Annotated in this window: 11 protein-coding genes and 1 pseudogene; 5 read left to right on the top strand and 7 right to left on the bottom strand. The window is 48.8% G+C overall.

What is annotated here, in order from left to right:
* Window positions 1-3: 3 nt before the first annotated feature.
* A complete protein-coding gene (locus IKB43_07125) occupies window positions 4-1,146 on the top strand; it encodes a lipid-A-disaccharide synthase (protein MBR2469907.1) in 1,143 nt (380 codons plus the stop codon).
* On the opposite strand, the gene mutL is transcribed toward IKB43_07125, so the two are convergent.
* Window positions 1,136-2,980 carry a DNA mismatch repair endonuclease MutL gene (gene mutL, locus IKB43_07130; protein ID MBR2469908.1) on the bottom strand — a complete coding sequence of 615 codons (1,845 nt, stop codon included), beginning with the start codon at window positions 2,978-2,980 and terminating at the stop codon, window positions 1,136-1,138. The genes IKB43_07125 and mutL overlap by 11 nt on opposite strands.
* A 99-nt stretch (window positions 2,981-3,079) precedes the next feature.
* Between mutL and IKB43_07135 the strand changes: the two genes are divergently transcribed.
* Window positions 3,080-4,381, top strand: coding sequence for a hypothetical protein (locus IKB43_07135; protein ID MBR2469909.1), 1,302 nt, complete (start codon window positions 3,080-3,082; stop codon window positions 4,379-4,381).
* Between the two features lie 377 nt (window positions 4,382-4,758).
* Window positions 4,759-4,953, top strand: a pseudogene (gene tnpA / locus IKB43_07140) (IS200/IS605 family transposase).
* Between the two features lie 180 nt (window positions 4,954-5,133).
* Here tnpA and IKB43_07145 read toward each other — a convergent pair.
* Window positions 5,134-5,724 carry a hypothetical protein gene (locus tag IKB43_07145; protein ID MBR2469910.1) on the bottom strand — a complete coding sequence of 197 codons (591 nt, stop codon included), beginning with the start codon at window positions 5,722-5,724 and terminating at the stop codon, window positions 5,134-5,136.
* A gap of 15 nt (window positions 5,725-5,739) precedes the next feature.
* Window positions 5,740-6,414 carry a hypothetical protein gene (locus IKB43_07150; GenBank protein ID MBR2469911.1) on the bottom strand — a complete coding sequence of 225 codons (675 nt, stop codon included), beginning with the start codon at window positions 6,412-6,414 and terminating at the stop codon, window positions 5,740-5,742.
* Between the two features lie 220 nt (window positions 6,415-6,634).
* Between IKB43_07150 and IKB43_07155 the strand changes: the two genes are divergently transcribed.
* Entirely contained in the window at window positions 6,635-7,264 is a 630-nt protein-coding gene (locus tag IKB43_07155; protein MBR2469912.1) for a hypothetical protein, read from the top strand.
* Between the two features lie 57 nt (window positions 7,265-7,321).
* Here IKB43_07155 and IKB43_07160 read toward each other — a convergent pair whose 3' ends face one another.
* The 3 genes from IKB43_07160 to leuC all read right to left on the bottom strand — a co-directional run bounded on the left by IKB43_07160 (window position 7,322) and on the right by leuC (window position 10,566).
* Entirely contained in the window at window positions 7,322-7,762 is a 441-nt protein-coding gene (locus tag IKB43_07160) for a L,D-transpeptidase family protein (GenBank protein MBR2469913.1), read from the bottom strand.
* A 772-nt stretch (window positions 7,763-8,534) separates the two neighbouring features.
* Window positions 8,535-9,137 carry a 3-isopropylmalate dehydratase small subunit gene (locus IKB43_07165; protein MBR2469914.1) on the bottom strand — a complete coding sequence of 201 codons (603 nt, stop codon included), beginning with the start codon at window positions 9,135-9,137 and terminating at the stop codon, window positions 8,535-8,537.
* A gap of 19 nt (window positions 9,138-9,156) precedes the next feature.
* Complete coding sequence (leuC, locus tag IKB43_07170; GenBank protein ID MBR2469915.1) at window positions 9,157-10,566, bottom strand: 3-isopropylmalate dehydratase large subunit; 1,410 nt, start codon at window positions 10,564-10,566, stop codon at window positions 9,157-9,159.
* A 324-nt stretch (window positions 10,567-10,890) separates the two neighbouring features.
* Here leuC and IKB43_07175 point away from each other — a divergent pair, with 324 nt between their 5' ends.
* Complete coding sequence (locus IKB43_07175) at window positions 10,891-11,130, top strand: type II toxin-antitoxin system prevent-host-death family antitoxin (protein ID MBR2469916.1); 240 nt, start codon at window positions 10,891-10,893, stop codon at window positions 11,128-11,130.
* Between the two features lie 120 nt (window positions 11,131-11,250).
* Here the strand turns inward: IKB43_07175 and IKB43_07180 are convergent, their stop codons facing one another.
* Window positions 11,251-12,267, bottom strand: a complete 1,017-nt coding sequence (locus IKB43_07180) for an ORF6N domain-containing protein (GenBank protein MBR2469917.1) — start codon at window positions 12,265-12,267, stop codon at window positions 11,251-11,253.
* Between the last annotated feature and the right edge of the window lie 448 nt (window positions 12,268-12,715).

Genomic DNA, 12,715 nt, shown 5'->3' on the forward strand with positions numbered 1-12,715 from the left:
TCTGTGCAAGAACCGTTTGTCCTTTTCTGTGCAGGGGAAGATTCCGGAGATGTTCTGGGGGAAGCCTTTGTTCAGTCCATAGTCCAGCGGGGAATGCTCCCGGTGGGTACGGGTGGCAGCCGCATGCAGAATGCGGGACTTGTTCCTGTAGCAGAATTTAACGAACTTCCCGTTTCTGGATTTCTGGACGTTTTGCCTCGGACGGCTAAGCTCCAAAAAGTTTATCGAAAGCTGAAAGACCTGCTTTGTTCCGAGGAATGCAAGGCCTTTATCGCTATCGACTATCCTGGCTTTAACATGAAACTTTGCCAGGTTGCAAAAAAGATGGGGAAGCCGGTACTTTATGTAGCGCCACCCCAGATTTGGGCCTGGAAACCGGGTCGCGCCCAAAAACTGGACGGAGTGAATCTCGCCGTACTTTTCCAGTTTGAAAAAGAGGCCTATGCGCAAAAGGGCGTCAATGCCGACGTCTTGCTCCATCCGTTTCTGCTGCACGAAAACCTGTACCATACTTTGCCCTATTCGGAACAGTTGAATTCCAGTGAAGAAACCTTGCTTCTTTTTCCGGGGAGCAGGCTTTCTCAGGCAAAACGAAACATGGACTTGTTTTTAAAGGTGGCTGAGGCGTGGCTAAAAATGCCTTCGCCACAGGTCGCTACAGGTAAAAGAGTCAAGCTGATTGTCCCTCGTGAATCCCTTATACCCTCTTTGGAAAGTTACATCCAAAAAATAGGGGAGGCAGAGCGCCAACAGTTTTCTGTTCAGGTGGCGCCCGAAGATTCCGAAGAGCGTCGCATGCTGTTCGGGGCGGCATCTATGGCCCTTGCCACTCCGGGGACGGTGACTCTTGAGCTTGCCCTTTCGGGTGCGCCTCTTGTGGTTGCCACAAAGCCCGACTTCTTGACCTATGCTTTGGGCAAATTGCTTGTGAAAACCAGAACTTTCGCCATGCCCAACATTTTAATGGGAAATTCGCTGATTCCTGAATTTATAGGCAGAGGCACGAAAAAAATGGTTCCCCAGATTTTAGCGGCCATGCACAACCAAGACATCGCTAAATCAAGGCCGTTGGCCGTGTCCTTGACGGAGTGCCTCGGCAAAGGCTTTGTTCCGGATTATTTTGTCGATAAATTATTTAACGGCTGAATTTCTTGGCCAGTTCGTCCAGAGAAATTCGCATAAGTGTTGGAGTGCCGTAGGGAGATTTTAACGGGTCTTCGGTAGCCATCAGCTGGCTTACTAGCCTGGACATTTCTTCGGGTTTCAGCTTGTCGCCCGCCTGGAAGGCGTTAGTTTTGGCCCAGGCTTTCGCCATGGACTCCTGAACTTTGGCGAGGTCTGCTTTCCCTCCGTTCTCGATACAGTCTTCCAAGAACTCGTGGACCGACTTTGCTGCTCTGGAAATGGGCAGGTTACAGGGGATGGACCTGATCTGGAATTCCGAACCGCCGAAAGGCTCTACATAAAAACCCAGGGTCTTCAGGGAATCTTTTACAAAGTCGAAAATTTCCCGTTCCATTCTGGAAAATTCGGTGAGCTCCGGGAACAACAGCTCTTGACTGTCGATGGAGCCTCCGTTCTTCAGAATCTCCAGAGCCTGTTCATATAGGATCCGGCTATGGGCGGCATGTTGGTCAATGACCAAAAGCCCTTCGGAATCTTCGCTTACAATATAGGTGTTTGCCGTCTGGAATACCGCCGGGGGTACCCAGGGGGTGTTTTCGGGTTCGGGGGCTTCTTTGTTCCAGAGGGGGTCCTGCAGGGAATCTTCCAGAGAAATAAGCTTGCCCGCTTCGGGCTGTGAAAACAGGTCCTGGACTTCGTCTTTGTCGGGAGTGTAACGGCTGGTCCCGCTGTCCTTGAACCGTGGCGCCGAGGCGTTGAATTCCTGAAATTTCGGAGATGCAATGGAGGATTGGTCATTGGTCGGGACTTCTGTTCCGACTCCGCCCGCTATTTCTGAACTTAAATCGATAAGGGGGGAGTTCTTTTCTAAATCTTCTCGGAAGGTTTCTCGGATAGCGTGGGTCACTACTAGGAATACCAAGTTCTGGTTTGCAAAACGGACTTCCCTTTTGGCGGGGTGCACGTTTACGTCGAACTCCATGTCCGGCATGTCCAGGAACAGGACCGTCACAGGCTTGCAGTTGACGCCGTAGGGCTCATAAGCCTGGCTGATGGCCTTGGCGATGGCCTTGTTCTCGATGGGCCTGTTCCGCAGGTATAGGTACTGGTGATACCGTTTGCCGTTTTGTTCCGTAGTAGGCGATATAAAGCCGGTCACGTGGACGCCAGCTTCGGTGTAGTCCACCGGGAGCATCTTTTTGGCAATGCCCGACCCGATGGCTTCGGCGATGCGGGTCCGGAGCTCTCCGGGGACTCCGATAAATACGGATTTTTCGCCTACCTTGTAGTCGATACGGATTTCGGGGTGGGCCAGCGCAATTTTCAAGACGACGTCTAGAATCTTGGAGGATTCCGCCACCTCGCTTCCGAGAAATGTCCTCCGGACAGGGGTGTTGTAAAAAAGGTCTTCGATAAGAAAAGTTGTGCCTCGGCTGGCGGCCACACCTTCTCTTTCGATGACGTTTCCGCCATGAAGCACAATGCGGTTGCTTTCGCCCTGGTCCGTGGCGCTGGTAATGGTCATTTTAGACACGGCGGCGATTGAGGCTACCGCTTCGCCGCGGAACCCGTTGGTGTGCAGGTGGAACAGATCGTCGGCACTACTCAACTTAGAGGTGGTGTGCCGCAGGTAGCACAGGTCCAGGTCTGCCTGTCCCATGCCCTTGCCGTTGTCGGACACTACTATTTTTTGCTTGCCGCCCTGCTCGATTTGCACCTGGATACGGGTTGCGCCAGCGTCTATGGCGTTCTCCAAAAGCTCCTTGACTGCCGATGCAGGTCGCTCAATTACCTCGCCTGCGGCGATTTTATTGATGATTTCATCGGGCAAAATGTGTATTTTGGCGGATTCCACGGCCAAAATATAGCCATTTTTTGTTTTTTATGTTTTTTTTACTATATTGCTACAAGAGACTAACGCCAATCTTAGGCGGCTTGTCGGAGTGAGGTTATCGTGTTATCAAATCTGTTTTTACAGTTTACACATATTGAGCTGCTGATTTCTTACCCTGTCAAGGACCTCTTGACTTTGGTAAAAAAAGACCCTCGCTTTACGGTAAAGACTCTAAATGACATTTACTTTGAAGATTCCTTCGTTGATGAGAGCGTTCACCGTCTGATTATGAATACGGTGGTGAACTGGCTTTATGAGCGGGGCGAAAATCCCGATGCCTTTGTGCAGCGTATTATTGACCGCTGCGCCGCTTTTGAAGGGGTTCCTGCCCGTAGTGTGCTGCGCTCTTACCTTCCTTATGTGTCTCAGTTCTATGCCACCAAGGATGTGCGTCAGCTCTGCCTGGATATTATCCCCAAGCGTTACCCCCTGCTTACCGATCCCAAGTTCCTCCGTCGTGAAGTTGTTGATGGAAACCGAAAGGAATATTTCTCGTTCCGTTTCGATTCTCCGGGCATGTTGGTGACGAACCCCATGCGGTGGTTCAACGGTTTAGTACAAATTGGCCCTATCCTTTTGGATACTCCGCCCTACGAACACATGGAATTTAAGGCTGCCCAGACCTCTTTCATTGAAGCCTTGGAAAACAGGGCTACCGCTGAAATGCGGGATGACGGCTTTGTTTATGTGAACGGCCGTGCCGTGGGTAAGAATATGACCTTCGGGGACTGCCTCGAAGAAAATGGCCTAGAATGGGAATTTGACGCCGAAAAGAAAATGACCTGCGTCAAAGCCCTCGAAGACGTGGTGGATGAGAAGGTTGGCGCAGTCCTTATCCATAAGGGCTGTTACTATGGTGCCCCTGCCGCAATCGTATTTTTTGATTACAAGGCCGATGTGGTGGCTCCGGAGCCCTTCAATAAGCTGATGAGTGCCGTGGTCAAACAGGAATTTGATTCCTGGAAGCCCATCCAGAAGGCTCAGGAGCAGCTTTTGGAAGGCTTAAACGACTCCGTGACGGTCATTTACTATAAGAGCGATGATTCCATTTCGGTGAACAGCAAGCACTTGATGCGCAACGTGCCTGCCCGAATCCTTAGAAACTTGCTCCGCGAATACACCGCAACAGGTCGTGAAGAATACGAAAACCGCGAATTCAAGAGGGATCCGGCTATCTGTATGGATCCGCTCCGCCCGAACTTCGAAAGCCGCCTGAACCGTGTTATTGCCCATATTAACGGCACCGACGACAAGGATGGTAACGTATCGGAAGGCGTCAAGAAATACTTTGAAATTGAACGTCACCGCCGTGGCGGATTCAGGTTTGTGCCTAAGTGCAAGATTATATTTAGAGAAGAGTAGAACTCTTTGTAAGAAAGAAATAGAAATTTAAATAAGAAAAACAAAAGTTCCAAAGCCCCAAAGAATTGGTATATTATGAGCGTTGGGATATTAATGGGTAATTCTTAGGACAATTTATATCATTGCTCCCCTCCTGATGAGTTCTAAGTTCTTTTAATTTCTCAATATTTTCTCCTTCTTAGGAAAGGTCCCCCGCGAGGGGGGCCTTTCTTATTGTATGAACCGAAAACCACCAGCTGGGCTGGTGGTTCTAAAGAAGCCTTCTGGCGTTACGTCTTTGAGGGAATAAAAAGCTCTTGGTTAGATTTGAAATGCGGACTGGCATCTGCAAAACAAACAACCAAGAGTGTAAAATGCAAAATAGTAATAATCACAACATGATGGCACATACGACGTGGAACTGCAAATATCATGTGGTTTTCGCGCCTAAATATCGCAGGAAGGTGTTTTTCGGGGAGAAAAAGGCCGAAATCGGCAAGATCCTTCGCACGCTTTGTGATTGGAAGGGGATAAATATCCTGGAGGCGGAAATTTGTCCGGACCATGTCCACATGTTGCTCGAAATATCCCCGCCGTAGAACCTGATTTTGTTGAAGGACTCGTCAATGGTTGGCATCGCCATAAAAAAAGAAAGGTCCATTGCGAATATTCGACGTGATGTATAATGCTTTAACTGAGATCTCTCGTACAATCCCAGATGGTAGTCCATTGCAACGGAGTCGACTTGTTGGTCTATAAGTTGTGCGAGTTCCCTACGTTCTTTTTTTGGATAAAGAATCCCGCTTCATCCGGTATGTTAGTTGTGAGAGTGCACTTTGTACCCTATGGCGGATATTTGGTTTTTGCTGTGCTACAGTTGAATCGATATGTTGCTTTTGCTCAAGGTATATTCGGTAATACGATGTATCTGGAAGTTTTGAGGAAAATTGGTCAATTCCTTCTTCATCATTATATTCAAAAAACTGAAATTGTCCTCGCGATATGTAAAAGCCGCTCCCTATAGGCTTTTGGGAAGAACAACGTAGCAGGTACCGGCATGACCAATTAAGTAAAACCTCTTGCCGAAGTGAATCCAGCGGTTCTTCGGGGTGTTCCGCATAAAAAAGAATAAGGCTGTCCCGAATGGGGTTAAAAACCGCTTCAAAAGAATATGCGTCTGTTGCAGCGTTTATCAGGGATGAATCAGGCAATGAAAAGGATTTTGTGACGGAATCCGCTATAATCGGCATTGAGTCAATGCTCGATTCGTATTCCTCAGGATCAACACAGTCTAAACACATGCGAATGGAGCCCGCAAAAACTTGCGCAACTAGCACTAATATGATAAAGAAGGTTGCCTTCATTTACTTAGCCTCTATTCAAAACGGCCATGGCGGAGCATTATCACTTTCTTTGTGGCATTCTTTTGTATAATCGATTTCGATGAGATAAGTGGAGTCTATACCGCAATCGTTCACAATGGGAACAAAACGCTGTTCTATGTAGTATGTGGAATCCTCGTCAATAGAGGCAAAATCATAATTTGGCGGTAAAGACGAATCATAGTCAAAGTGTTCGTGCAAAGTAGATCTTGTTCCTGTGGAATCATAGAAGGCTCTTTCCGTAGAGTAAAAGGTTTCTATCCAAGTAGAAGTTCTTCCTTTACGTACATTGAACGAAACTACGGGAAATATCGTCTTCTTGTCGCCGCAAAAAACGGTTTCCGCCATAAAAAAACGGCCGTACTCCCAGTCCGAATCCTTTAAGTCGTCTTCGTGCTCGTATACGCTTAATCTTCTGAAAGAATCTGCAGGATTTGATTTGGGGTGGATAAGTGTATCTCGAAACAAATGATAGATAGTCCCATCGTTGTATACGGAAATATGAACAGAATCGGAATTTTCGGGTGGCTCTATATCTATTATTAGTCCGCAGCTCTGGTATAAATCCCACTGGCTTGTACAGAAAAAACCGCAGCAGGCCCAACAACAAAGAATCATTACACTAATGACAAGTGCTTTTCGTTTCATCCGTGTAATCTTTGCAAGTCTCATGGGGTAGAATATAAAAAACGCCCAGGCTTTTAATCTGGACGTTTTTGAAAGAGGAGGGGGAGGTGCCGCCCTAAAACCCGAAGTCATTTTCTTTAATGCGAAAATTTCTATGGACTGTGTTGTGTAGCCGATTTTGAATACATGTTGAATACATTCTTTTTTAAAAAAGTGCAAACAATACCATACAAAAACCGCCAAGGCTTATGTATATTAGTTTATTATGAAATATTTTTTCTTTCTTGCTTTGGTGATTTTTATGGGGGCTTTCGTTGGTTGCGAAGACTCTGGGGTGGATAAGGGACCGGAAACCAGCGAAACGGGTAAATCGCCTGAAATTATAGATGATGACGCTAACATCGAAGATGAAGGAACTCATCAGGGCTCTTTCCTGAATTCTGAGGGTAAAGTTGATGTAGAGCGTGTCGTCGCCTATGCAAAAAATGTAGCTGACACTCTTTCCGCTATTTTTCTAAAGGATTATGAATCAAAAAATGTGGTGGCATGGTATAAGGCAAAAGCCCAAATTGAATACGTTCATGACACCACGAAAGTTTTTGTGTATGCTCTTTATCTGTTTGACGACGATTCTTTTGTGATGACCAAAAATCAGGTTGAAATTAGGCCTGAAGGCATTACTTATTCTAGGCTGCGCGATGATAGTGGAACTTGGACTATCTCGGATGGGGGTGAATTTGGAAATGGTACGGTTACATTAAATCTACGTTCGTTGTATTTGGAACTTCCTATTGAGATGGGAACGTTTATCTATGGGTGGCAAGATATTGTTTTTACGCTGATGAATGAACCTTCGCCCGCTCCTTGTGAAGAACTGACATCACATTCTGACTAGAAAAACGAGGCTGCGGACCGTATGTGATTCACGGGACGAGAATGTTTACCCAGCACTCTAGGGCTTGATGGTTATCGGAGTTCCGTCCTTGACGGCGGCGTAGATTTCTTCGATTTCGTCGTTTGTGACGGCGATACAACCGGCAGTCCAGTCCTTCCACCTGTGCCAAAATTTAAAGAGAAATGCCGGAACCTTGTTTGGGTAGCCGTGGATCATGATGTCGCCGCCGGGCTCGTAGTTGCCAACTTTTGCGGCCTCAATTTGCTCCGCGTTCGGGTACGAAATCTTCAGCGATAAATGAAACTTGCTTTTGGGGTTGTGAAGCACGATGGTGTAGTCGCCTTCGGGCGTCTTGTTGTCACCGGACTTGACTTTCGCTCCGATCGGATTTTTGCCCAAAGAAATTCTGTACGTCTTGACAACACTATCGCCGTTGCGCAAGTGCATTTGGCGTTTTGCCTTTTCTACGAGAATGTTGTCGATGGGTGAGGTGAACATGGGTTATATGAAATTTAAATAAAAAAAAGGGGGAACGCCTTCCCACCACCTAAAGGTGGCCATGTACACTAAGGCCTAAAGGCCAAGTGTCCAAAGGTCGCTGCAGCCTTGCCCTTCAGTCACCCTGGAGCGGAGCGATAGGGCCCATGGCAAGTCTTCCGCTTCCCCTACGCCTAGGGCTCCGCCCTAAAACAAAAAAAACTTATGCTCTACGAATGTAAGCGATACAGAATCTAGCTTTGAGTTTGAAATCCACCCTTGGCATCTTGAACCGTTTTCATAGTTTTTTTGATACAGGAGAGATGATGAATCCGTTGATTTTAAAATGTAAACAGAATCGTTAGTTTGCAAGTAACAGTGTACATCTAGAAGTTCTTTTTCTCGATATAGGCTGATTGCCCCTTCCTTACTTGCATAATTTTGTGCACAGCAAGTTAGTATTAGTGTTGTAATAATCAATGCGATAAATTTGATTTTCATTTATATAGATTCCGTCAAAACTTTTATTATAAATATACAAAACACCCGGCTTTTAAACCGAGCGCTTTTCGTAATGCTTGTGGATCCTATCGGTCGCCTTACGGCTCCCTCCAGGATGACGATTAGGGGTGGATTGCGCTCCTTCGAACCTAACTCTACTAAGGGGCTGAAGCCCCTAGTATCGTATATCGCCTTTACGAGGCTCGCAATGACGTGGAAGCTGATTGATAGACCTCGTACCTCAGAGCGTAGCGACCTCAAAGGCACGAAGTGCCGACCTCACACCTCATTCCTACTTAAGGAACTGCATATACGGCAGCTTGCTTGCAAGTTCCTGCACCTTGTCGGCGTTGGCCATGAGGGCGGAGCGTGCGTGCCAGGAGCCGTCGAGGAACTGACCGCGGGGGCCGTCGGCAAGTGTGAGCTCGATGGTTTCGTCACCCATCTTGAGCGTGCGGCTTTCGGTGCTCGTGACGAGTTCTTCGCTCGGGTGTGCTTCGATCCAGGCGAGGATCTTCTCAGCCACTTCGTGGCTCACCTTGTAGCAGGGCACGCCAATGGCGACGCAGTTACCGAAGAAGATTTCGGAGTAGCTTTCGGCGATGATGGCGCGGATGCCCCAGCGCTTCAGGGCCTGCGGAGCGTGTTCACGGCTGGAACCGCAACCGAAGTTCTGGTTCGAGACGAGAATGGAACCGTTCTTGTAGGCCGGATCGCGGAAGGGGTGGACCTTGCCCTGAGCGGCGAGGCCTGTGATATCGTCGGCAAAGGCGTTGTCGCCGAGGCCTTCGAAGGTGACGCACTTGAGGAAGCGTGCCGGGATGATACGGTCAGTGTCGATGTCGTTACCGCGTACAGGAACGCCGGAACCTTTAACAATGTCGATAGAATTCATTTTTTAAATCTCCTTAGCGTTACTTGATGTACTTGCGGACGTCGGTGACACAGCCTTCAATGGCGGCGGCGGCCACCATGGCGGGGCTCATGAGGATGGTGCGGCCCGTGGGGCTGCCCTGACGGCCCTTGAAGTTACGGTTGCTGGAGCTTGCGCTCACCTGGCGACCCTTGAGCTTGTCCGGGTTCATGGCGAGGCAGAGCGAGCAGCCCGCTTCGCGCCATTCGGCACCGGCTTCCTTGAAAATCTTGTCGAGACCGAGAGCTTCGGCTTCCACCTTGATCTTCATGGAACCAGGCACCACCCACATCTTCACAGTCGGGGCGACCTTGTGGCCCTTGATGATTTCGGCGGCGGCCTGCAAGTCGCTGAGGCGGCCGTTGGTGCAGCTGCCCACGAACGCGATATCGATCGGGCGGCCAATCATCTTGGAGCCTTCTTCCCAGCCCATGTATTCGTAGGCTTCGGAGATGACCTTCTTTTCGCTGCCTTCGAATTCGTTGATCTTCGGCATGTTGCCGTTGAGCGGGATGGCCTGGGCCGGAGTGATTCCCCAGGTGACCATCGGTTCGAGGTTGTCGCAGTTGATTTCGACTTCGTCGTCAAACTGGGCGTCGGCGTCGGTAGCCACGGATTTCCAGTAAGCAACGGCCTCGTCCCACTTGTCGGCCTTCGGGGCGTACGGACGGCCCTTGAGGTATTCGAACGTCTTTTCGTCGGGGTTGCAGTAACCGACGCGGGCGCCACCTTCGATAGCCATGTTGCAGACCGTCATGCGGCCTTCCATGCCCATTTCTTCGATGACCGGGCCTGCAAATTCGTAAGCGTAGCCAACGCCACCGTTCACGCCGAGCTTTGCGATGTAGGCGAGGGCCACGTCCTTGGCGGTCACACCCGGCTTGAGCTTGCCGGTGAACTTGATGCGGCGAGTCTTGAGCGGGCTCATGGCGAGCGTCTGGGTGGCGAGAACGTCGGCCACCTGGCTCGTGCCGATACCGAACGCGATAGCACCGAAGGCACCGTGCGTTGCCGTGTGCGAGTCACCGCAAGCGACGGTCATACCCGGCTGGGTCACGCCTTCTTCGGGGCCCACGATGTGGATCACGCCCTGTTCGCAGGTGCTGGGGCCAAAGAACTTGATGCCGTTGTTCTTGGTGTTGTTTTCAATATGGGAGAACATCTCTTCGGAAATGCCGTCCTTGAGCGGGCGGTTACGTTCCGGGAAGGTGGTCGGAATGATGTGGTCCACCGTGGCGAACGTGCGTTCCGGGAACAGCACCTTCTGGCCTTCTTCGCGGAGCTGCGCAAAAGCCTGCGGGCTCGTGACTTCGTGGCAGAGGTGGAGCCCGATAAAGAGCTGGCACTGGCCGCTCGGGAGCTTTGCTACCGTGTGGCTTTCAAAAATCTTCTGATAGAGTGATTTTCCCATGATTTTGTCTCTTTGTGTTTAAATTGCGGGTCAAATATAGAAAAAAGACCCGAATGGGTCGCCGTGAGCAACAAAGTCCCAGTTATTAAACTGGGACGGTTGCGATAGTGAGGCGATACCGGAGGTCTATTTTGGGCATAAGAGCCGAACGGTCGCTATAGGGGGGGGGGTGCCTCCCCCTGGTTCGCACTCCGTCGCTCTCCACCCCCTCTGCGGGGACACCCCGCAACGCCCCGTCTCCCGCTTGGGGAATCTTCTTTGTTTTCTTAAAAATTTACTTAATATTCTTCTTAAAATTTTATATATTTATGGCAGGAGGTCCTTATGCCCTGTATTCTACCTGTTTCTGATTTGCGTAACTACAACGAAGTCCTCAAGAATGTCTCCAAGGACACTCCCGTTTACTTGACCAAGAACGGCAGGGGTTGCTATGTGGTTGTGGACATCAAGGAATACGAGCGGATGGTAGCCGAACTGGAACTGCAACATGCCCTCGCTGAGGGTGAGAACTCCGCCAAAAAGAAGGGCTGGTTGTCTGTCGCCGACATCCGCAAGAAATTGTGATAAACCGGTTAGGTTTTTAACAAATCTCAGCAAGTGATTTGCGGAACAGATTCTTTTGAACTGTCGCAAAATTTGCGACAGTTGGGATATCTCTGAGTTCTCCCTTTTCGGCCTTTTTGGTCATTTTTTCTCCTTAGAAAGCGTATTCTGCTCCAATTTCTGTGATTCTTTCAGCACCTCCTCCAGCGTAAAATCCTCCTGCGTAAAGAAGAAGGTGCTCTTGCCCAAGTCTTTCAGCGAAGCCCCGAAATGATAGGCGGTATCATCGATGAATAAAAAGCGGTCATGCATTCCGTAACTCGGCAGAACCTTCATCGGGCTGTCGGGATACTGCTCGTTATAAGTCGCCAAATCCAACTCCAGAACCTTGCTTTTATCGTAGGTGTAAATGGTTACGGAAACTCCTTTCTCCCGCTTGAGCATCATGGTCAAGGTCTTTTCGGTCACATACCTATCCACGAGAACAATTTTCTTTTTTGCCTGACGAATCAGGTCGCAAACAAACGCGTAGGCTTCAAACTCTTGATTGTTATAGAACAACCCCTTGGACTTGAGTTCGCCACGATCCATCGCCTCGAAAAGAGTGTCGAATTTTTGGTCGTGGTCAAGAAGTTTTTGCTCTTGTACGGACATTTTGTTGTCCTGTTCGATGATTTTTGTTTCCATATTGGACAGACGGTTGACTAGCCCGCCGCCACCCATAAGGGTGTGCCGCAATTGCACAAATGCTCGCATAATGGCGATGTTGACTCTAATTGCAGACTCGCTTTTCAAAACCGAAGAAAGCATTGCAACCCCTTGCTCAGTAAAAACATAGGGCATATACTTGATGTTCGATCCTCGCTTGTTGTTCGTGTTCAAGGTCGCAATTTGCGATCTTGAACGTTTTTCTGTGACAGGTAATCTGATTTTTTTTATTTCTTCTGCAACCAGTTGAAAGCAAAAATCTTCAGGAAATCGCTCAATATTGCGTTTTACTTGTTCGTTTATACGTCTGGTTTCCACGCCGTAGAGCGTCGCCAGGTCTCGGTCAAGCAGCACCTGCTTGCCCCGAATGACCTGAATCATCTTCTCGACCCCCGACTCCACGAGCGGGTTTGTCGCCACAATTTCTGTTTTTTCGGCCTTTTTGGTCATTTTTTCTCCTTACAAAGAAAAAAAGCCGTATTTCCATAGCCCGCAACCTAAAATGGCTGCTATGGGATATAGAAATACGACTTTTCGGGGGGTAATATACAAAAAGGGAACTGGAAAAAGCAAATCCCGGCATCTCCTTACAAATCTTTCCCTCGATGTGTACATTCCCTCGTTCACAGATTCACTTTGTTCGACTGTTCACTCGGGAAGCACACATCTCAGTCAAAAAACACAAAAATGGCTCTGGTTTACAAGTGTTTCGCAGTCAAGAACGGCTTTTACAGGTATGAACCGTTCTCGCTGGAGGAAACTCTTGTGACTGTTAGTCCCTGCGAGTTTCCGCCGAGAGTCCTGATTACTTGCGTATTATCGGCAATTTCCAGGAATTGTAACAGTTTTTTTTCTGTCCTGGTTTTATTCCTGCTCATAAAGAGCCCCTATAAGACAA

Source organism: Fibrobacter sp., from assembly GCA_017503015.1.
Classification (GTDB): Bacteria; Fibrobacterota; Fibrobacteria; order Fibrobacterales; family Fibrobacteraceae; genus Fibrobacter.

What these genes read in the sequence shown, in the direction of transcription:
- IKB43_07180 (MBR2469917.1), bottom strand. Translation starts at nt 12,267, where the DNA reads ATGACCAAAAAGGCCGAAAAAACAGAAATTGTGGCGACAAACCCGCTC.
- IKB43_07165 (MBR2469914.1), bottom strand. Translation starts at nt 9,137, where the DNA reads ATGAATTCTATCGACATTGTTAAAGGTTCCGGCGTTCCTGTACGCGGT.
- IKB43_07160 (MBR2469913.1), bottom strand. Translation starts at nt 7,762, where the DNA reads ATGTTCACCTCACCCATCGACAACATTCTCGTAGAAAAGGCAAAACGC.
- IKB43_07155 (MBR2469912.1), top strand. Translation starts at nt 6,635, where the DNA reads ATGAAATATTTTTTCTTTCTTGCTTTGGTGATTTTTATGGGGGCTTTC.
- IKB43_07150 (MBR2469911.1), bottom strand. Translation starts at nt 6,414, where the DNA reads ATGAGACTTGCAAAGATTACACGGATGAAACGAAAAGCACTTGTCATT.
- IKB43_07145 (MBR2469910.1), bottom strand. Translation starts at nt 5,724, where the DNA reads ATGAAGGCAACCTTCTTTATCATATTAGTGCTAGTTGCGCAAGTTTTT.
- leuC (MBR2469915.1), bottom strand. Translation starts at nt 10,566, where the DNA reads ATGGGAAAATCACTCTATCAGAAGATTTTTGAAAGCCACACGGTAGCA.
- IKB43_07175 (MBR2469916.1), top strand. Translation starts at nt 10,891, where the DNA reads ATGCCCTGTATTCTACCTGTTTCTGATTTGCGTAACTACAACGAAGTC.